This is a genomic window from Pseudomonas atacamensis, assembly GCF_017167965.1.
GTDB classification, from domain to species: domain Bacteria; phylum Pseudomonadota; class Gammaproteobacteria; order Pseudomonadales; family Pseudomonadaceae; genus Aquipseudomonas; species Aquipseudomonas atacamensis.
This window is the reverse complement of the sequence record NZ_CP070503.1, coordinates 3,128,194-3,148,105: the sequence shown is the minus strand read 5'-3', so window position 1 is coordinate 3,148,105 and position 19,912 is coordinate 3,128,194. Positions and strand designations below refer to the sequence as shown.

Sequence of the window (19,912 nt, the reverse complement as noted above, 5' to 3'; positions counted from 1 at the left end):
ATGCAGCGCGTCTGTCAAATAAGCGCTGTGACTTGCTGCGCAGCGCCGTGTGAATTTTGTAATTTGCAATCGCAATTGCTGCGGTTTTAGCTATACCTGTAACTCCCCCTATGCAAACGATTTGGCCTTCTGACAGGAGTTACAGCATGAAGCTAGCCGTAATGATGGGCACGCTGTGCATCGCCACCCTGGGTGTGGTGGGTTGTTCCAGCAAAACCGTCGAGCCAGACCAGTACTCCGGTTTTCTCAAGGATTACAGTCAACTGAAGGAGACCAAATCACCGTCGGGTGCCGAGGTGATGCGCTGGATGGACCCGAAACTCGACATCAACAAATTCAGCAGCGTCTATGTCGAACCGAGCCAGTTGTATCCGAAGCCGCAAGCGACGGAAAAAATCCCCCAGCAAACCCTCAATGGCATCACCAGTTATTACGATCAGGCGCTCAAGCGTGAGCTGAGCAAGTCGCTGCCGCTGGCCACCGGTCCGGGGCCTGGCGTTATCGTGATCCGGCCGGCGATCACGGCGGTGAGCAGCAAGACCGAAGGCCTGCATGTGTATGAGGTGATTCCGATTGCCTTGGTGGCTGCTGCGGTGAGCACGGCCACTGGTATTCGCGATCAGGAAACCACGTTGGCCACCGAGGCGGTGTTCCTCGACGGCAGCAGTAACAAGGTGGTGGCTCAAGTGGTGCGCAAGGGCACCGGTCAGCCGCTGGAAAATTCCTCGCAGGTGATGAAAGCCACTGATGTCAAAGCGGTGATCGATGGTTGGGCGAGTGACATGCATCAGACGTATCTGAAGCTCAAGTCCGAGGCCAAGTGATGTCGTGAGGCTTGGGCCTCTTTGCGAGCAGGCTGGCTCCCGCTATTTTGGTGGGGCCTGCCTCCTGGTTTTTTGGGTACATATCCGTTGCTGCGGGTGTTGCTGATTACGGTTTCGCCCTTACGGCGAGGCACTTTTTCCAGACGCCGAAAAAGTACCCAAAAAGGCTTGCTCCTACGTTCGGCCCTCGCAGGCTCGGGTTCCTTCGCTCCGGGATCGATCCGGCCGCAGCGGCTCCGGTTTGCTTCGCTGCACCTCCTTGCGCTGTGTCTGGCTGCGCCAGACGGTCGCTACGCTCCCACCCCCCGGATCAATCCCTCCACTCAGCCTTCCGATGTCGCCGGTGGATCAAGATCAAGAGCACTCGAGCTAACGCTCATTGTTGAGTGGGGCGGCTTCGCCGCGGGCAGCTGCGCTGCTCTGCTTTTCTGTGGGAGCGAGCCTGCTCGCGAAGGCGGCCTGACAGTCAACCCAAATCACCGGTGGTACTCGGTCATACTGTGGGAGCGAGCCTGCTCGCGAAGGCATCCTGTCAGTCCCCGCCTTACTGCCCGACAAACCAGCGAAAATATGGGTTCGCCCGATCCCCTTGCATCACTTCCCGGATATCCCGCCCCCAGGCTTCCCGATCGCCGTCGTAGGCGTGCAGGCTTGCCCGATAAAACTGCATCAACCGCTGCCGATGCGTTTCCATGCGTTCACTGAACCCGGCATCGGCATTGACCAGTGTAGGTGGCTGATACAAGTCCAGCAGCGCCGGTAGCACGCGGGTGATTTCCTTGCTGCGTACCCACGGCGCGTATTCGATGCGCGGCTGATCATCAGTCACTGCCGGTGCATCGGCGGCGAAGCGCTCCAGGCCGGTGCGATCGGTGACCCAGGTGGCCAGCAGCGCCGCCGCCGAGCCGATGCCGACGTCCTGCAGGGTGTTGCGTACGCTGTCCTGCTGGAAGCGCGCGGTGATTTTCGCGGCGTCCAGTTGCATCGGTTTCATTGAGCCAACCAGCAGCATTTCATGGAACTCGCTGGTCCACAGCGTGGCATGCGGGAACACGTCGAGGAAGCTGCGCACCAGTGAGCGCGAGTCGTCGATATTCTGCGTCGGCAGTGGCAGCCACTGCGCAACGATGCCCTGGTCCTGCAAGCGACTGGCGGCCAGATGGTAGAAATCCCGCGAATACAGATTGACCACGCCGGCGGCGGAGGGCGGTGGCGGTTCCAGGGTGATCACGTCGTAGGTCTGTGCACTGCGCAGCAGTTCCTGGCGACCGTCGCGCAGGCGTACGTCGACGCCGGGATCGCTGGCGGCATTGAAGTTGCCCTTGAACAACGGCGCTGCTTTCACCACCGATGGCAGCAATTCGGCAACCACGCGATGTTCCAGACCTGGATAGCGCAGCATGGCGCCTGCGGTGATGCCGGTGCCGAAGCCGATCACCAGGGTCGAGCGCGGTTCACCGTTGTGGATCAGCAGCGGCAGCAGTGCCTGAATGCGCATGTAGCGCAGCGACGGCATGGCATCGCCGGTGTTCGACACGCCCTGGATGTACAAACGGTGGAAGCTGTTTTCGCCACGTCCCTGAGTGACCACCGCGACCGTGCCGCCGCGTCCTTCCTCGTAGAAGGCCAGCGTGCCGTTGCGTGCGCCGGGCAACAGGCTGGCCAGTTTGTCGACGGGCGTCAGTACCGCCACTGCAACGCAAACCAGACCTAGTGCGACCACGGCCTGGCGCCGACCTTTCGCCACGCCATGGCCCTTGCGCACCGCCAGATAACCGATTGTCGCTGCGACGAGCGCCAGTAGGCCGAGGGTGCGCACAAGGCCCAGCAAGGGAATCAATACGAAGCCGCAAAGCATCACACCGATGATCCCGCCCAGGGTGTTGAACGCGACAACGGCGCCGACATCGCGGCCCACACGTTCGCTGCCGACACTCAGGCGCAACGCCAGAGGAAACGCCGCGCCGAGCAGCAGGGTCGGCACAAACACGATGCTCAGCGCCGCCACGGCAAAGCGCGCGCTCATACCGGCCAGCTCGCTGGCGCCCAGACTCAGCAGCCAGGTTTCCGCATGGCTCTGCGCGAGCACCAGCCAGCGGCCGAGCACGGCGATCTCCAGCAGCGCAAGCAGGCCTGCACCGGCAATCAACAAGCCGAATACGCCCCATGGGTCGCGAATGCGCTCGACGCGACGGGCGAGCAGGGCGCTGCCGATAAACAGCCCGGTCAGGTAAGTCGCCAGCACCACAGCAAACGCATAGGTGCGCGTGCTCATGAACTGCACGATCGATTGCGACCAGACCACCTCGTAACCCAACGCCACACCCCCGGCGATCGCGTAAAGCCACAACGCAGTGCGGTCGGGCGCTTTGGCGTTGCCGTGTTTGACCGGTGTTGCCAGCGCTACTGGCTGCTGGCGCTGCAACCACAGCGCACCGGCCGCAGCAAGCAGGTTGAGCATCGCGGCGAACAGCGCACTGCCGCGCACGCCGAGGCTGGCGATCAGTACGAACGCGGCGAGCAAAGTGCCGACGATCGCGCCCAGCGTATTCGCCGCATACAACTGACCGCCGGCCTTGCCCGGCTCAGCCGTCAGTGAGCGCACCAATACCGGCAAGGTCCCGCCCATCAACACCGCCGGAATGCCCACCAGCGCAAACGGCAACAGCCACGCCATGACGCCGACATGACCTTGCAACCAGGCAAACGCACCGGCCGCCAGACTCATGGCCACTGTCGCGCCAACACCGAGAATCGCCACCAGTACTTCCAGCCCGGCGTAGAGCAGAACCGGCTGTTGCAAGCGATCGGCCCAGCGCCCGAACAGCCAGCCGCCGAGCGCGAGCCCGGCGAAAAACGCGCTGATGCCGGTGGTGATTGCGTAGACCTCGACGCCGACCACCAGCGACAGCTGTTTGATCCACAACACCTGATAGACCAACGCTGCCGCGCCGGAGATGCATAGCAGCAGGGCAGGGATCATTGAGATGGTGGACGCGGCTTGCGGAACGGGTATGGCCGACGGCTTGCTGGCGATACGTGAGGACATGCGGTGAGCCTTGTTATGGATTGGCTGATGTTGATCGTTCCCACGCTCTGCGTGGGAATGCCTCACTGGACGCTCCGCGTCCGCTTCGGCATTGGACGCAGAGCGTCCCGGGCTGCGTTACCACGCAGAGCGTGGGAACGATCGCAGAAAACCTTGTGGGAGCGAGCCTGCTCGCGAACGAAACCGACCCGGTCGCTTGTTGAAAACAGGGCCGCCCGCCGATGAAGGCGGGCGGCGATACAGCGCTATTACTGGGCTTTCTTCATTTTTTCTTCGATACGGCGATCCACGTCCTCGCGGATCTGGTCGATGCTGAAGCTCGCCGGACGCTGGCTAGGTGGATAGTCGACGAAGGTCTGCAGGAACTTCGCCGCGCGGCGGGTACCGTCGAAAATCAGATAGTCGTTTTTCGTCAGCCAGTCATAGTACTGGTCAGACACGACATCGGCGCGTTCGTACGGGTCCATGCGCAGGTTGAACATTTTCGGCACACGCAGGCAGGTGAACGGTTCGCTCCACACCTGCAGTCCGCCGGGCGCGCGCTGCTCACAGAACACCAGTTTCCAATCGTTGAAACGCATGCTGACCAACGCACCGTCATCGTTGAAGTAGTAGAACTCCTTGCGCGCGCTCTTGTCGGTTTTACCCGTCAGGTAGTCCAGTTGGTTATAGCCGTCCAGGTGCACTTTGAAGTTCTTGCCGCCGATGTCGGCGCCCTTGAGCAAGCGGTCCTTGATGTCGGTGTCGCCCACGGCGGCCAACAGTGTCGGGAACCAGTCCAGACCGGAGAACATCTGCGTGGAGACTTCGCCTGCCTTGACTTTGCCCGGCCAGCGAATCATCGCCGGTACCCGATAGGCGCCTTCCCAGTTCGAGTTTTTCTCGTTGCGGAACGGCGTCGTTGCAGCGTCGGGCCACGACCATTGGTTCGGGCCGTTATCGGTGGTGTAGACAACGATGGTGTTCTCGGTCAGCTTCAAGTCATCCAGTGTCTTGAGCAGCTTGCCGACGTCGCCGTCATGCTCGAGCATGCCATCGGCATATTCGTTGCCGACCATGCCGCTTTGGCCTTGCATGGATTCGCGCACGTGAGTGAAGGCATGCATGCGTGTGGTGTTCATCCAGACAAAGAACGGTTTGTCCGCCTTGGCCTGTTTCTCGATGAACGCTTGCGCTGCCGCAGTGGTTTCGTCGTCGATGGTCTCCATGCGTTTCTTGGTCAGCGCGCCGGTGTCTTCAATCTTGCCGTCGGCAAAACTGTGGATCACGCCACGAGGCGAGGCGGCCTTGACGAACTCGGCATCATCCTTGGGCCAGTACGGACGCTCCGGTTCCTCTTCGGCGTTGAGGTGATACAGGTTGCCGAAGAACTCGTCGAAACCATGATTGGTCGGCAGATATTCGTCTTTGTCGCCCAAGTGGTTCTTGCCGAATTGACCCGTGGCATAGCCCTGGGCTTTCAGCGCTTGGGCAATGGTCACATCGCGTGGCTGCAAGCCCACCGGGACCCCGGGCATGCCGACTTTGGACAAGCCGGTCCGCAATGGCGTCTGCCCGGTGATGAACGACGAGCGTCCGGCCGTGCAACTGTTTTCGGCATAGTAATCGGTGAAGATCATGCCTTCTTTGGCAATACGGTCGATATTCGGCGTCTTGTATCCGACCACGCCCATGGAATAGGCACTGATGTTGGTCTGGCCGATGTCGTCGCCGAAGATCACGAGAATGTTGGGTTTTTCAGCCGCTGTGGCGGTTGCCGACAGCGCCATCACCGAGGTTGCCACCAGGGCGAGTTTCGGTAGCCACTTGCGTATGCGAGTCATCTGACTGCTCCTTTGCACGGGGGTCGTTTTTTGCGACAAACGTTTACTGCTCTCCTGCATTACGCTTTCTTATTGCACCTGCTCGGTTGCCGGCGGATCGAACGGATAGATACGGCGCCATTCCGACGCCATGTCCACCACCGTCCAGCCACGGGAATTCGCTTCGTCGAGGGCCTTGTCGAGTCGGCCGATATTCGATTGCCGGTCATAAGCCCACTCGCGCTTGGCATCGGTGTGGTGCACCAGCCCCATCAGGCGCTTGCCCGGCCCGGCGGCGGTCCACTGCAGCATCTGCAGGTCGCCGTCGGAGTTGCCAAAGGCGAGGATCGGCCGCCGACCGATGACCGCATCGATGCTGACCGGTTTGCCCGGCCCGTCGTCGTTGTGCGCGACTTTCGGGGTGCGCACGATGGAAGCTTTGCCGTCCTTGAACTGGTAAGAGGTGACGAACGTGGTACCGATCACCTGTTCCGGCGGGATGCCGTAGACCTTCTCGGCGAAGGCGCGCATGAAGCCGGTATCGCCGCCGGAAACGATGTAAGTCTTGAAGTTCTGGCTGCGCAGGTAGTCGAGCATTTCCAGCATCGGCTGGAAGATCATTTCCGTGTAGGGCTTGCCGGTTTTCGGGTGGCGTGCCTGGCTGAACCAGGTTTTCGCGTAGTCATCGAAGGCTTCGGTGGTCATGCCGCCGTGAGTGGCGCCGACGATCTGCAGCAAACCCTCCATGCCCGACGCGGCGAGGGCTTTGTGATCATTTTCCAGCACCGCCTTGAACGGCTGGGTGGTTTTCCATTCCGGGTGTTGTGCGGCGGTGCGCTTGACCTCGTCGAAGGCAAACAGCAATTCGAAGTACGCCGGTTGTTCGCTCCACAAGGTGCCGTCATTGTCGAACACGGCGATGCGATCGGCCGGTCTGACGAAGTCCTTGCTGCTCTGGTCGGTCACGGCCTGGACGAACTCGATAATGCTCTTTTTGGCCGGGCCGTCGTTCCATGACGGCAGCGGTTCATTCGCCTGTGCCAGCAGGGGCAGAACCAGTGCCAACAGCAGGGCAAGACCGAAACGTTGGCGACGCAGCAACGGGTTGATCATGTGAAATCCTTCTCATGCACAGGGTTGAGCGGGCGCAGGGCCGGTGCGGGTTTCGCCTGTTGGCGGGCGACCTGACTTTGAAGCGTAGACAACGATTGGCGAAGCTGAACAAGTGTTTGATCGGCGGCAGACTGACGGCCGTAAAGCCCGCGTAACAATCCCTGCAAGCGCGGACCGGCGCCCGTGAGTTTCAAGCCCAGACGACTGCGCCGCAGCCACAGGTACAGCGCGGTCAGTTGCGCGGGTCTGGCTTGCAGTTGCGGGGCGATCTGTTGCCAGGCGAAAGCGGCCGAATGCTGCCAGGCCAATTGCTTCGCCCGTTTATGTGCGAGCCAGCGTTGATGGGTGCGAACGGCGACGGGCCGCAGCAAGTACACACCGACAGCGAGGCCGACCGCCAGCGCCAGCCAGAGCAGCCAGCGGCTGGAGAAGTGCAAGTGATTCTGCTGCAGTTGCCTGAGGTCTTCGGCGAGCGAAAACACCGGTTTATAGGCGTTGTTGGCCGCGGCCTCGAAGCTCACGGCCGGCACTTCAGCGCTGCGGATCTGCTTCGCAGCGGAATCCCACCATTTCACGCGGATGGCTGGCAGCGTGTAAGTGCCGGCGCTGTCGATGCGATAGCTGGCGCTGTCGACACGTTGGCCGCCGAGGATATTGCCGCGACCGTCATCCAGCGCAGTGACTTGTGGCGTCTTCGCGTAGCGACTCAAGCCGTCGACATCACTGAAGGTCGGAATCGGCAGGGCCATCGCCAGCGCGCCATCGGCTTGCAGGGTGAGCTCACGGGTGACGCTGTCGCCAACTTTCAGCGGCGTGGCCGAATTGGTAATGATCTGTTTCAAGCGCAACCCACTCGCGACCAAAGGCGTCTCCCCGGGCGCGAAACCGGGCGGCTGGGCGGCGCTGAAACTCAGCGGCTGGCTCTGTGCGCTGATTTCTTCAGTGGCCTGGCCCAGTGTGGCGCGTACGGTCAGCACCGGGATATCGAAACTGCGCGCAACGTTGGGCGTGATCAGATAGCTATAGCGCAAGCCATTGAACGATTGGCCATCGATGGTCTGGTTCAGATGCTGCGCCTGGCCGTTCGGCGGCATCACCAGCGCACCGTCGAGTTGCAGATCGGGCAGGGTGGCGGCGCTGGTGAACCAGGTGTCGGTGAGCACGTCGAGTTGCAGTTCGACCAGACCGCCGACCATCGCGCCTTCGCTGGGGTTGAGGTGAGCCTCGACCTTCAGTTGCGCTGGGGCGGCAAAAACATTCAGAGACAGCAGGCTGGTCAGCAGCAGGGCGCTGAGTTTTGCGCTGATTGTTCTGCCGCCATCGCTGGTAAGCCAGCTCCCACAAATCACAGCAATCTTCACAAAGTTTGCAACTACACAGAAATTCCCTGTGGGAGCTGGCTTGCCAGCGATGGCGGCGCTCAGGTGCCGGAGGTTCATGGCCGATCTCCCTGCTGATCCTGCAAGCTGAACTTCTGCCTTAGAAACTTCGCCGGCGAGGTGGTCAGGTTCTCCAGCCATAGCGCGTCGGACGCCGCCTGCTGGGTCTCGACCTTTTTGCTCTGACCTTTACCGGGTGCCTTGTCGAATTTGACTTCATCGGGTTTGGTTTGCGGAGGGTTTTTCTCTGCGCTTTCGGTGTCCTTGAGCAGTGCCTGAGCCAAGGCCAGATTGGCGCTCGCTTCGGCAAATTGCGGCTGCAGTTTCAACGCCTGGCTGTAGGCGGCAATCGCCTGATCGAACTTGAAGCGGCGTACGTAAATGTTGCCCAGGTAGAAGTACGCCTGCGGCGTGTCCAGGCGGGCGAAGGTCGCCATTGCCAAGTCGTAATCGGCAGCGTGATAGGCCGCGACGCCTTTCCAGTACGGGTCGACGAACAGCGCCGCCGCCTCGGGCAGACGATCATGCTCAAACGCCCAGCGGCCTTGTTGGTCGCGGGTAAAAAACGCATCGGTGAGGGCGTTGGCCTGCGCCGGCGCCGCAGGCCAGCCCAACCCTACGGCCAAAAACAGCGCCGGCATCCAGTTGACGCTCCAGCCTTTGCGTACGCTGAACAGCGCCAGTAACAGCAACGGCCAGCAGAGCCAGTAACCGGCGTCCTTCCAGTGCAATTCGCGCTGTTCGGCGCTGGCGCTCTGGAAGTGTTGCCGTGCGTGCAACTCGATCCACTCCAGGTCATCGTTATTGAGGGTCAGGCTGCCGAGCGGCGCGTCGACGGCCGAGGCCAATTGCTTGAGGGCCGCTTGATCGAAACTGCCGAGCACTGGTCGTCCGCTGCTGTCGATTTTCGGTTGGCCGCTGGCGTTAGTGATGACGCCCGCGTCTTCGCTGCCCACCGCCAGAACCAGAACCTGCAAGGCACTGCCGTCGAGGTGTTTTTGCAGATCATTGAGTTGCGTGGTATCGGCCCCATCAGTCATCAGCAGCAGACTGCCCGGGGTGTTCTCGGCGCTGAGCAAGCGTTTCGCTTGATCGATCACGGCGGCGACGTTCTTGCCCGGTTTGTCGATCAAGCCCGTGCCCAGGGCCTGGATGAAACTGTCGAGCAGCGCCGGATCGTCGGTCGGTGGCAACACCAGATGCGCGCTGCCGGCATAGGCGATCAGTGCGGTCCGCGCAGCGGCGCGACGTTGCAGCAGATCATGCAGCTTGTGCTTGACCGCTTCCAGCCGCGTCGGCTGCACATCGTTGGCGTCCATCGACGGCGAAAGGTCGACGGCAACGATCAGTGGTGCGCGGTTCTCGAGAAAGTCCGGGCGATCCTGTTCCCACGTTGGCCCGGCCGCGGCGAGTGCGCCGAGGATCAGCAGGGCACAGAGCAGGTGCACCGGGCGCCAGCGCTGGTGATCCTGCGGGGTGATCAACAAGTGCGGCAGCAAGTGTTCGGCGATATTGCCGCGCAGGCGTTTTTGCAGGTCGCGGCTACGACGCCAGATCAGTGGCAGCATTGCGCCGAACAGCGCAAGCAACAGCCACAGCGGGCGCAGAAAATGGAAATCGCTCAGGTTGATCTCCATTTCAGGCCTCCTGCCGCTGCCGCGCAACCGTCAGGTTCGGGCGTAAAAGGGCGCCGAGCTGATACAGCGCCAACAGCAGCAATGCTGCGCCCAGCGGCCAGTAGAACAATTCCCGTTGCGGCTGATGGCTGAGGGTTTTTACCTGATGCGGAGTGAGCTGGTCGAGGGTGGTGTAGACCTGATCCAGTGCCGCGCGATCTTCGGCGCGGAAGAAGCGGCCGCCGGTGGTATTGGCGATCTGTTCGAGGCCTTGCAGATTGACCTTCGCTTCGCCGGAAGCGTCGGGGTCGCCGATGCCGATGGTATGAATGACCACGCCTTTGTTGGCAGCCATTTCAGCGGCGTGATCCGGGGTGATCGCGCTGCTGGTGTCGTTGCCGTCAGTGAGCAGAATCAGGACTTTTTCCTGCTCATGGGCCTTGTCGAGCAATTTCAGGCTGAGCCCGATCGCATCGCCGATCGCTGTGTTGGGGCCGGCCATGCCGATCCCGGTATCGGCCAGCAACAACGACAGGCTGGCGTGATCGAGGGTCAGTGGAGCCTGTGGATAGGCACCGCTGCCAAATACGATCAGGCCGATGCGGTCGTCCTTGCGTTTGTCGATGAAGCCTTGCACCACGCCTTTGACCGCTGCCAGGCGATTGATTTTTTCGCCTTGGGCGTTAGTGAAATCCTCGGTTTCCATCGACTGCGACAGGTCGATGGCGAGCATCAGGTCGCGCACCGGTTGCTGGCGTTCGATTGGCTTTTCGACATACACCGGACGCGACACGGCCAGCAGAATCAGCGCCCACACCAGCACATTGAGCAGCAGTTGCCAGCGATTGCGCCGACTGCCCGCAGTGCCTGGCGCTTCGCCGACCGCGCGGCTCATCGCGCCGAAAAACGGTACGCGCACGGCACTGCGGGCTTCGTTGTAGGCAGGCAGAAAGCGGTAAGCCAGCCACGGCAGCGGCAGCAGGAGTAACAGCCAGGGGTAATCAAGCTGCCACATGGTGATGCTCCACCCAGTATTGGCAGCTGTCGAAAAGCATTTGCCGTTGTGCTGCGGGGAGGGCGCGCAATACGGGGTCCGGCGCGTAGGCAAGTTGGGCCAGTTGCGTGCTGAAGTCGGCGGGCATTCTGTTTTTGCAATGCCGTTGCAGAAACTCCTGCCAGTCATCTCTGCCAAGCGCCGCCGGCCCTTGTGGGAGCGAGCCTGCTGGCGAAAGCGCCGTGTCAGTGGATCGAGGTATTGCATGCGCTGACGTCTTCGCGTGCAGGCTCGCTCCCACAGGGAATGCATTCCAGCGCCGCGATCGAGTGGGCATGGAGAGGGCCGTGCGTTTGAGCAGCTCAGGCAATTCGCGCAGGGCGTCGAGGTCGTCACTGCGGCGGCGCAACTGTGCCAGTCGGGCAAGGGCTTCACGGCGATAGCGGTCGCGGCGCCATTGCCAGTATCTGCGCAGGCCGAGCAACAGCGCGGCGAATATCAGCACCGCCAGCAACAGCCACCAGCCCCAGGTTTGCGGCGCATAGCTGACGGGCGCGGGCAGGGCCAGCTCCTTGAGCTGATCGATGCTGGGGATATTCGGGTTCATCGCGCGCCCCCGGCGCTTTTGCCCAGTTCGGCGCGCAGTTGCCCATGGGCGTCCTCGGCGGTGCTGATCATCATCAGCGGCACCTGACTGCGGCGCAGCAGGGTGGCGACGTCCTTGAGCCGCCCGCTGAGAAAATCCCCCAGCGGCTGCTGCACGTTACGTTTCTCGATCGCCAGTTCGACCTGCAACTCGCCCTGGGTGACCAGGAGGCGACCGTTGTTCGGCAGTTTCAGCGCCAGCGGATCATAGACCTGCAAGGCAATCACATCGTTGTGCGCCGACAGCTGCCGCATCAATTGCAAGGTGCGTTCACCGGCGCCGGCAAAGTCGCTGACGATGCAGATCAAGTGGTCGTGCCCGGCCACACCGAGGCAGCGCTGCAAGGCCTTGTCCAATTGGTCTTCATCTTCGGCGTCGGGATTGCCGGCGTTCAGCGCGCGGTTTTGCTGCACCACGCGGCTAAGCAGTGCTTCGACACGCTTGCGGCTGCGCAACGGCGCGATGCTGTCGATACGCTGGTCGTTGAAGACCAGACCGCCGACCCGATCCCCGGCGTGAAAAACCATCCACGCCGCCAGCGCGGCGAGTTCAGCGGCGACTGCCGATTTGAAGCTGCGCTGCGAGCCGAAGAACATCGACATGCGCTGGTCGACCACGATCAGGGCCGGGCGGTCGCGTTCTTCGGTGAAAGTGCGCACCACCGGTTTGCCGGTACGCAACGAAGCGCGCCAGTCGAGGTGGCGCAGGTCATCGCCCGGTTGATAGCGGCGCAACTCGTCGAAATTCAGCCCGCGACCGCGCAGCCGCGAGGCGTGGTTGCCGGCGAGGATGCTGCCCTGCGGCTGCCGGGCAAGAAAGCTCAGGTCACGGGCCTTGAACTCCAGCGCCATCAATTGCGCCAGAGAGACGTAGACCAAGCCTTCGTCATTCATGCGGGAATCGCCACTTTGTCGAGAATCCGGTCAAGCACCTGATCGGCGCTGACACCATCGGCAACGGCGTCGTAACTCAGCTGCAAACGATGGCGCAACACCGGATGGACCACGGCGCGGACGTTGTCCGGCGAAACGAAATCCTGCCCCTGCAGCCACGCATCGGCACGGGCGCAGCGGTCCAGGCCAATGCCGCCACGGGGACTGGCACCAATGGCGATCCAGCGTGCGACGTCTTCGTCGTAGTCGGCGGGGTGGCGGGTAGCGTTGATCAGGTCAATCAGGTAAGTGTCGATGGCCGGTGAAACGTGCACCGCGCTGACTTCCTTGCGCGCAGCAAAAATCACCTCTTGCGGCAAGGTGAAATTCTTCACCGGCGTGGTGCTCGCACCTTGGGCAAACTCTTCGTTGCGCAGCAGGCGCAGCACCTGGCTTTCGTTTTCGGCGCTGGGGTAATCGAGCAGCACCTTCATCAGAAAACGGTCCATCTGCGCTTCCGGCAGTGGGTAGGTGCCTTCCTGCTCGATCGGGTTCTGCGTCGCCACCACGATGAACAGCTCCGGTAGCGCATGGCTGTTGCCGGCCACCGTGATCTGGCGTTCCTCCATGGCTTCGAGCAGCGCCGCCTGGACCTTGGCCGGGGCGCGGTTGATTTCGTCGGCGAGGATCAGATTGCCGAACAGCGGACCTGGCTGGAATCGGATCTCGTTTTTGCCCTCGACCTGGTGCAGCACCTCGGCGCCAGTGATGTCCGAGGGCAACAGGTCGGGGGTGAACTGGATGCGGCTCATCTTGGCATCAAGGTGTTTGGCCAGTGCCTTGACCGTGCGTGTCTTGGCCAGCCCGGGCAGGCTCTCCAGGAGCAAATGACCATTGGCCAACAGCCCGAGCAGAATCTGCCGGATGACTTGATCCTGGCCGAGCACCGCTTCGGCGATGCTGGCTTGCAGGGCGTTGAGGTCGGTGAGCGCTGTCATGGGCAGTCCTTTGTGTCCGGGTCTAGAAAAACGCCAGGGTCAGATTGACGCTGAAGCCATTGCCTTCGGGGCGGTTCTTGGTGTCGAACTCCGGCACCCAGCGCGCGCTGATATTGGCCTGGGCATCGGCGAATTCTCCGGCCCAGCCAATTACCGGGCCGGCGCCGACCGAACGGCCGCGATAGCCATTGAAGACATCGGCGGTCTGGCCTTTGTCGTCGGTCAGTTGCTGCACGTAGCCGGCGGCAAGTCCGGCGTTCCAGCCATTGCCCAAGCCGTGAGTCCAGAGGGCGTCGAGGGTGAAGATGTTGCCGTTGCGATAGTCGGTAGCGTCGTTCTCGGTGTAGAACTCCAGCCCGCTGGACAAAGTGAACTCGCCGCCCTTGCCGTCGAGGTGGGTAAAGGCCACGGTCGGCATGAACGTGTAATTGTTCTGTCCGGGATTGGCCAGGCGATCCTTGTTATAGGCGCCGGTCGGCACGTAGATCGGTAGCGACAGCGAGAGATGATTGAGTTCGTCGAAGTGATAACCAGCGGCGAGCGGGGTGATCAGCGCATCGGCAAACTGCGTGCCGGAATCGCTGTCACCCAAAGTGCGCCCGCGCGGGCCGGTGATGCTCGCCTTGATGTCGGTGTATTGCACCGGCAGGCCCATTGCCGAAGCGAAATTCCAGCGGCCCTTGCCGGTGTTCCAGACATGGGTGAAGTTGGCCATGGTGTAGGAGACTTTCATGTCGATCCCGCCACTGATCGCGCCGGAAATCGGTGCGCCGTCGCTGCCCTTGAGCGAGCCGTCGTACCAGATGCTGGTCAACGACATTACCCAGCCCGGCTCCGGCGGCACGATGCCAGCATTGGCGAACACTTGCTGGCCCGTGATCGGCCGGCCGACGCCACCTTCTGCGGCGAACAGCGATGGACTGACGCCCAGGCACAGCAAGAGGAGGAGACGCCCGCTCCGTGGCTTGAGCCTGGTAAACGCCGCGCCACCCGGCCCCTTCACAAATCCTCTATTCCCGGCTCGACTGCAGATCATTCCCGATTCCATGGTGTTTTTCCGGACAACTGAGCACTGTCGCGCCGCTACTGCGTTATCCCTTTGCTTATCAAGCCTGTAGGACACGTCCTTCTGAAACTAGCAGCTAATCGGGGGTTAGCCAGTCGAAGGAATTAATTCGTTGGTACGGGCGGCGGGGTGCACACATCACACCTCTGATGGTCGGAGCCGGGCTGCATCGAAGGTGGTCGGGGCGGCACTGCAAACTTCTGTGGAAGCGAGCCTGCTCGCGAAAGCGGTAGCCCAGTTGACACACGTTTCTGATATCCATACCAGATTTCGCGAGCAGGCTCGCTCGCACAGGGAGGTTGTATACAATCTCGCAGCCGAGCGCCCAACAATTTCCAACGGGGCATAGGTCGTCAGCCGATTTCGTGGTTAACTTCCGCCTCTTGCATGCTTTCCAATCAAAAAACAGAAGGACTCAAGTCATGGCTCAAGTCACCCTCAAAGGCAATCCGGTTCAAGTCAACGGCCAGTTGCCACAAGCCGGTTCCAAGGCGCCAGCCTTTTCCCTGGTAGCCGGCAATCTGTCCGACGTCACCCTGAAAGACTTCGCCGGCAAGCGCAAAGTCCTGAACATTTTCCCAAGCGTCGACACCCCGACCTGCGCCACCTCCGTGCGCAAGTTCAACGCCCAGGCCAACGACATCAGCAACACCGTGGTGCTGTGCATCTCCGCTGACCTGCCGTTCGCCCAGGCGCGCTTCTGCGGCGCCGAAGGCCTGGAAAACGTACAGAACCTGTCGACCCTGCGGGGCAGCGAGTTCATCGAAAACTACGGCGTGGCCATTGCTGACGGCCCGCTGAAAGGCCTGACCGCTCGCGCGGTTGTGGTGCTGGACGAAAATGACACCGTCCTGCACAGCGAACTGGTCAAGGAAATCGCCGAAGAGCCTAACTACGAAGCGGCACTGTCCGTTCTCAAGTAAGGCTTTTACAATTGTTAACGGCCTGGCCCTGTCCAGGCCGTTTTCATTTGTGTATCAGGGTTTTGCCTCACACCTTGAAACGTAAGTGGAAGGTAAATTGCCGGTAAAGCTGCTTTGCTTAAATCCACTCAGTGCTTATCGTTCAGCCTCCCGTAATAGAAGCCCACGCGCCCAATGGTCAATAACTCCATGCAATCGTCCCCCCGCAAATCCCGTCGCTGGCTGATCAGCCTGCTGGTCCTGTTGGTCATCGCTGTCCTGTGCTGGAAATTCTGGCCCACCGGCTCTGCTGACAAGGCGGGCGGCGACAAAGCGGCCGCCGGGCATACCGGGCGCTCGGGAATGATGCGGCCGGGCTTCGGCGGCGGTACCGGGCCGATTCCGGTGCGTGTGGCGCCGGCGGTGAAGGGCGACTTCCCGCTGTATTACAAGGCACTGGGCACGGTCACCGCGCTCAATACCATCAACGTGCGCAGCCGGGTGGGCGGCGAACTGGTGAAGATTCATTTCGAAGAAGGGCAGATGGTCAAGGCGGGCGACCTGCTGGCCGAGATCGATCCGCGTCCTTACCAGAATGCTCTGCTCCAGGCCGAAGGCACGTTGCTGCAGAATCAGGCGCAACTGAAAAACGCCCAGGTCGACGTCGAGCGTTATCGTGGGCTGTATAAAGAAGACAGCATCGCCAAACAGACCCTCGACACCGCCGAAGCGCTGGTGGGGCAGTATCTGGGCACGGTCAAGACCAATCAGGCAGCGGTCAACGACGCCAAGCTCAATCTCGAATTCACCAAGATCCGCGCGCCGATTGCCGGTCGCGTCGGTCTGCGCCAGGTCGACGTCGGCAACCTCGTCGCCGCAAATGACACCACGTTCCTCGCGGTGATCACCCAAACGCAACCGATCAGCGTGGCCTTCACCTTGCCGGAAAACAGCCTCGACACCGTGCTGGCCCGTTACCGCAGTGGCGCCAAGTTGCCTGCCGAAGCTTGGGATCGCGGCGACACCAAGCTGCAAGCCACTGGCGTGCTGCAAAGCCTCGACAACCAGATCGACGTCGCTACCGGCACTTTGAAATTCAAGGCTCGCTACGACAATCGCGACCAGTCGCTGTTTCCCAATCAGTTCGTCAACGTCCATTTACTGGCAGACACGCTGAAAGGTGTAGTGCTGGCGCCGTCGGCAGCGATCCAGTTCGGTACCAACGGCACCTTCGTCTATGCGCTGGACGGCGACAGGAAAGTCACCATTCGCCAGCTGAAAATCGGTGCCAGCGACGGTGACAACACCGTGGTCACCGAAGGCCTCGCCGCGGGCGATCGCGTTGTGCTTGAAGGCACCGACCGCCTGAAGGAGGGCAGCGAAGTCGAAGTGGTCAATGACAGCAGCGAAGTGCCGACCTCGCCGACCGAACACCTGCAAGGCAAATCCGCCGCCAATCCCGATGCGACCACCGCTGAAAAGGCCAAGAAGGGCGCATGAACATTTCGCGGCTGTTCATTCTCCGTCCGGTAGCCACCACCCTGAGCATGCTGGCCATTGTCCTGGCCGGCCTGATCGCTTATCGCCTGCTGCCGGTTTCGGCCTTGCCGCAGGTCGATTACCCGACCATCCGCGTCATGACTCTGTACCCCGGCGCCAGTCCGGACGTAATGACCAGCGCCGTCACCGCGCCGCTTGAGCGCCAGTTCGGGCAGATGCCGGGCCTGACGCAAATGGCTTCGACCAGCTCCGGCGGCGCTTCGGTGCTGACCCTGCGTTTCAGCCTCGACATCAACATGGACGTCGCCGAACAGCAGGTGCAGGCCGCGATCAACGCCGCGACCAACCTGCTGCCGACCGACCTGCCGGCGCCGCCGGTGTACAACAAGGTCAACCCGGCGGACACCCCGGTGCTGACCTTGGCCATCACTTCGAAAACCATGCTGCTGCCCAAGCTCAATGACTTGGTCGATACGCGCATGGCGCAGAAGATCGCCCAGATCAGCGGCGTCGGCATGGTCAGCATCGCTGGTGGCCAGCGTCAAGCGGTACGAATCAAGGTCAACCCCGAAGCGCTCGCGGCCAACAGCCTCAACCTGTCGGACGTGCGCACGCTGATCGGCGCCTCCAACGTCAACCAGCCGAAAGGCAACTTCGATGGCCCGACCCGGGTATCGATGCTCGATGCCAACGACCAACTGACCTCGCCCGAGGACTACGCCAACCTCATCCTGACCTACAAGAACGGCGCGCCGTTGCGGCTCAAGGACGTCGCGGAAATCGTCGACGGCGCCGAGAACGAGCGTCTGGCCGCGTGGGCCAACCAGAATCAGGCGGTGCTGCTGAACATCCAGCGTCAGCCGGGCGCCAACGTAATCGAAGTGGTCGACCGCATCAAGGCCTTGCTGCCAAGCATCACCGACAACCTGCCGGCCGGCCTCGACGTCACTGTGCTCACAGACCGCACCCAGACCATCCGCGCTTCGGTCACCGACGTGCAACACGAACTGCTGATCGCCATCGCGCTGGTGGTCATGGTCACGTTCCTGTTTCTGCGCCGCGCCAGTGCGACGATCATTCCCTCGGTTGCCGTGCCGCTGTCGCTGATCGGCACCTTTGGCGTGATGTACCTCGCCGGTTTCTCGGTGAACAACCTGACGTTGATGGCGCTGACCATCGCCACTGGCTTCGTGGTCGACGATGCCATCGTCATGCTCGAGAACATTTCACGCTTCATCGAAGAGGGTGACAGCCCGATGCAGGCCGCGCTCAAGGGCGCGAAACAGATCGGCTTCACCCTGATTTCCCTGACCTTGTCGCTGATCGCCGTACTGATTCCGCTGCTGTTCATGGCCGACGTGGTAGGGCGCCTGTTCCGCGAGTTCGCCATCACCCTGGCGGTCGCAATCCTGATTTCCCTGGTGGTGTCGCTGACCCTGACGCCGATGATGTGCGCGCGCCTGCTCAAGCGTGAACCGCAGGAGCACGAGCAAGGCCGTTTCTACCGCGCCAGCGGTGCGTTCATCGACTGGATGATCAACGAATACGGGCGGATGCTGCGCTGGGTGCTCAAGCATCAGCCGCTGACCTTGCTGGTCGCCATCGGCACACTGGCGTTGACCGTGTTCCTGTACGTGATCGTGCCGAAGGGTTTCTTTCCGGTGCAGGACACCGGGGTGATTCAGGGAATTTCCGAAGCGCCGCAGTCGATCTCCTTCGCGGCGATGGGCGAACGGCAGCAGCAACTGGCGAAGATCATTCTCGAAGATCCGGCGGTGCAGAGCCTGTCGTCCTACATTGGCGTCGACGGCGACAACGCCACGCTCAACAGCGGCCGCTTGCTGATCAACCTCAAGCCCCATGGCGAGCGCGATCTGACGGCCAGCGAAGTAATTTCGCGCCTGCAACCAAAACTGGACAAACTGGTCGGCATTCGGCTGTTCATGCAGCCGGTGCAGGACCTGACCATCGAGGATCGGGTCAGTCGCACCCAGTATCAGTTCAGCATGTCTTCGCCGGACTCCGAATTGCTCAGCCAGTGGAGCGGCCGTCTGGTCGAAGCCCTGGCGCAGCGTCCGGAGTTGACCGACGTGGCCAGTGATCTGCAGGACAAAGGCTTGCAGGTCTATCTGGTGATCGACCGTGACGCCGCATCGCGCCTTGGCGTGTCGGTGGCGAATATCACCGATGCGCTGTACGACGCGTTCGGCCAGCGGCAGATTTCGACCATTTACACCCAGGCCAGCCAGTACCGCGTGGTGCTGCAAGCCCAGGCCGGGGAGAAGATCGGCCCGCAGGCGCTGGATCAGATTCACGTCAAGACTACCGACGGCGCGCAGGTGCGTTTGTCGAGTCTGGCGCATGTCGAAGAGCGTCAGGCGCAATTGGCGATCACCCACATCGGCCAGTTCCCGGCGGTGATGATGTCGTTCAACCTCGCGCCGGGCGTGGCGTTGGGGCATGCCGTGGACATCATTGAGCAGGTGCAGCAGGACATCGGCATGCCGGTCGGCGTGCAGACTCAGTTCCAGGGCGCGGCGCAAGCGTTCCAGGCTTCGCTGTCGAGTACCTTGCTGCTGATTCTGGCGGCGGTGGTGACCATGTACATCGTGCTGGGCGTGCTTTACGAGAGCTACATCCACCCGATCACTATTCTTTCGACCTTGCCGTCCGCCGCAGTCGGTGCCTTGCTAGCGTTGCTGCTCAGTGGCAACGACCTGGGCATGATCGCGATTATCGGCATCATCCTGCTGATCGGTATCGTCAAGAAGAACGCGATCATGATGATCGACTTCGCCCTCGACGCTGAACGCACCCAGGGCATGGCCCCGGCGGAGGCGATCTATCAAGCGGCGCTGCTGCGCTTCCGGCCGATTCTGATGACCACGCTGGCGGCGTTGTTCGGCGCAGTGCCGCTGATGCTGGCCACGGGGTCTGGCGCGGAACTGCGTCAGCCGTTGGGTCTGGTGATGGTCGGCGGTTTGCTGGTGAGCCAGGTGTTGACGCTGTTCACCACGCCGGTGATTTACCTGGCTTTTGATCGGTTGGGGCGGCGTTGGACCAAGCCTGTCGCGGGAGAGGTGGTGTGAGCGGCGTGGTGAAAGCAGCTGCAAGCTGCAAGCTTCAAGCTGCAAGAAAACAGCAGCCTGCG

The 19,912-nt window shown here is 61.7% G+C and carries 14 protein-coding genes; 4 read left to right on the top strand and 10 right to left on the bottom strand.

Annotated features, from left to right (window positions below):
* The first annotated feature begins 146 nt into the window (after window positions 1-146).
* Window positions 147-824 (top strand): DUF3313 domain-containing protein, encoded by a 678-nt coding sequence (locus JWU58_RS14240; protein ID WP_016774611.1) that lies wholly within the window; start codon window positions 147-149, stop codon window positions 822-824.
* 544 nt (window positions 825-1,368) lie between these two features.
* On the opposite strand, the gene JWU58_RS14235 is transcribed toward JWU58_RS14240, so the two are convergent.
* From JWU58_RS14235 to JWU58_RS14190, 10 genes are all read right to left on the bottom strand, one after another.
* Window positions 1,369-3,873: a fused MFS/spermidine synthase gene (locus JWU58_RS14235; RefSeq protein ID WP_206420338.1), complete on the bottom strand. Its 2,505-nt coding sequence runs from the start codon at window positions 3,871-3,873 to the stop codon at window positions 1,369-1,371.
* 248 nt (window positions 3,874-4,121) lie between these two features.
* The gene (locus JWU58_RS14230; RefSeq protein ID WP_016774612.1) at window positions 4,122-5,696 is read right to left on the bottom strand and encodes an arylsulfatase; all 1,575 of its coding nucleotides are present in this window, start codon (window positions 5,694-5,696) and stop codon (window positions 4,122-4,124) included.
* Between the two features lie 69 nt (window positions 5,697-5,765).
* On the bottom strand, window positions 5,766-6,788 hold the full coding sequence (locus tag JWU58_RS14225) for an HAD family hydrolase (protein WP_206420337.1): 1,023 nt from the start codon (window positions 6,786-6,788) through the stop codon (window positions 5,766-5,768).
* Window positions 6,785-8,227: a BatD family protein gene (locus JWU58_RS14220; RefSeq protein ID WP_206420336.1), complete on the bottom strand. Its 1,443-nt coding sequence runs from the start codon at window positions 8,225-8,227 to the stop codon at window positions 6,785-6,787. The genes JWU58_RS14225 and JWU58_RS14220 overlap by 4 nt, the downstream gene beginning before the upstream one ends.
* A complete protein-coding gene (locus tag JWU58_RS14215; protein WP_206420335.1) occupies window positions 8,224-9,804 on the bottom strand; it encodes a VWA domain-containing protein in 1,581 nt (526 codons plus the stop codon). Before JWU58_RS14215 ends, JWU58_RS14220 begins: the two co-directional genes overlap by 4 nt.
* A 1-nt stretch (window position 9,805) precedes the next feature.
* Window positions 9,806-10,798, bottom strand: a complete 993-nt coding sequence (locus tag JWU58_RS14210; protein ID WP_016774616.1) for a vWA domain-containing protein — start codon at window positions 10,796-10,798, stop codon at window positions 9,806-9,808.
* Complete coding sequence (locus JWU58_RS14205) at window positions 10,785-11,384, bottom strand: DUF4381 domain-containing protein (RefSeq protein ID WP_206420334.1); 600 nt, start codon at window positions 11,382-11,384, stop codon at window positions 10,785-10,787. Before JWU58_RS14205 ends, JWU58_RS14210 begins: the two co-directional genes overlap by 14 nt.
* Window positions 11,381-12,316, bottom strand: coding sequence for a DUF58 domain-containing protein (locus tag JWU58_RS14200; RefSeq protein ID WP_206420333.1), 936 nt, complete (start codon window positions 12,314-12,316; stop codon window positions 11,381-11,383). The genes JWU58_RS14205 and JWU58_RS14200 overlap by 4 nt, the downstream gene beginning before the upstream one ends.
* Window positions 12,313-13,293, bottom strand: coding sequence for an AAA family ATPase (locus JWU58_RS14195; protein WP_206420332.1), 981 nt, complete (start codon window positions 13,291-13,293; stop codon window positions 12,313-12,315). The genes JWU58_RS14200 and JWU58_RS14195 overlap by 4 nt, the downstream gene beginning before the upstream one ends.
* Window positions 13,294-13,315: 22 nt before the next feature.
* Window positions 13,316-14,233: a SphA family protein gene (locus JWU58_RS14190; RefSeq protein WP_123442556.1), complete on the bottom strand. Its 918-nt coding sequence runs from the start codon at window positions 14,231-14,233 to the stop codon at window positions 13,316-13,318.
* A 548-nt stretch (window positions 14,234-14,781) separates the two neighbouring features.
* Between JWU58_RS14190 and tpx the strand changes: the two genes are divergently transcribed.
* The 3 genes from tpx to JWU58_RS14175 all read left to right on the top strand — a co-directional run bounded on the left by tpx (window position 14,782) and on the right by JWU58_RS14175 (window position 19,850).
* Window positions 14,782-15,282 (top strand): thiol peroxidase, encoded by a 501-nt coding sequence (gene tpx, locus JWU58_RS14185; protein WP_016774621.1) that lies wholly within the window; start codon window positions 14,782-14,784, stop codon window positions 15,280-15,282.
* 174 nt (window positions 15,283-15,456) lie between these two features.
* Window positions 15,457-16,761, top strand: a complete 1,305-nt coding sequence (locus JWU58_RS14180) for an MdtA/MuxA family multidrug efflux RND transporter periplasmic adaptor subunit (protein WP_123442555.1) — start codon at window positions 15,457-15,459, stop codon at window positions 16,759-16,761.
* Window positions 16,758-19,850 (top strand): MdtB/MuxB family multidrug efflux RND transporter permease subunit, encoded by a 3,093-nt coding sequence (locus JWU58_RS14175; protein WP_123442554.1) that lies wholly within the window; start codon window positions 16,758-16,760, stop codon window positions 19,848-19,850. Before JWU58_RS14180 ends, JWU58_RS14175 begins: the two co-directional genes overlap by 4 nt.
* The last annotated feature ends 62 nt before the right edge of the window (window positions 19,851-19,912 follow it).

Coding starts and splice junctions, on each gene's coding strand:
- JWU58_RS14240 (WP_016774611.1), top strand. CDS start 147: ATGAAGCTAGCCGTAATGATGGGCACGCTGTGCATCGCCACCCTGGGT.
- JWU58_RS14235 (WP_206420338.1), bottom strand. CDS start 3,873: ATGTCCTCACGTATCGCCAGCAAGCCGTCGGCCATACCCGTTCCGCAA.
- JWU58_RS14230 (WP_016774612.1), bottom strand. CDS start 5,696: ATGACTCGCATACGCAAGTGGCTACCGAAACTCGCCCTGGTGGCAACC.
- JWU58_RS14225 (WP_206420337.1), bottom strand. CDS start 6,788: ATGATCAACCCGTTGCTGCGTCGCCAACGTTTCGGTCTTGCCCTGCTG.
- JWU58_RS14220 (WP_206420336.1), bottom strand. CDS start 8,227: ATGAACCTCCGGCACCTGAGCGCCGCCATCGCTGGCAAGCCAGCTCCC.
- JWU58_RS14215 (WP_206420335.1), bottom strand. CDS start 9,804: ATGGAGATCAACCTGAGCGATTTCCATTTTCTGCGCCCGCTGTGGCTG.
- JWU58_RS14210 (WP_016774616.1), bottom strand. CDS start 10,798: ATGTGGCAGCTTGATTACCCCTGGCTGTTACTCCTGCTGCCGCTGCCG.
- JWU58_RS14205 (WP_206420334.1), bottom strand. CDS start 11,384: ATGAACCCGAATATCCCCAGCATCGATCAGCTCAAGGAGCTGGCCCTG.
- JWU58_RS14200 (WP_206420333.1), bottom strand. CDS start 12,316: ATGAATGACGAAGGCTTGGTCTACGTCTCTCTGGCGCAATTGATGGCG.
- JWU58_RS14195 (WP_206420332.1), bottom strand. CDS start 13,293: ATGACAGCGCTCACCGACCTCAACGCCCTGCAAGCCAGCATCGCCGAA.
- tpx (WP_016774621.1), top strand. CDS start 14,782: ATGGCTCAAGTCACCCTCAAAGGCAATCCGGTTCAAGTCAACGGCCAG.
- JWU58_RS14180 (WP_123442555.1), top strand. CDS start 15,457: ATGGTCAATAACTCCATGCAATCGTCCCCCCGCAAATCCCGTCGCTGG.
- JWU58_RS14175 (WP_123442554.1), top strand. CDS start 16,758: ATGAACATTTCGCGGCTGTTCATTCTCCGTCCGGTAGCCACCACCCTG.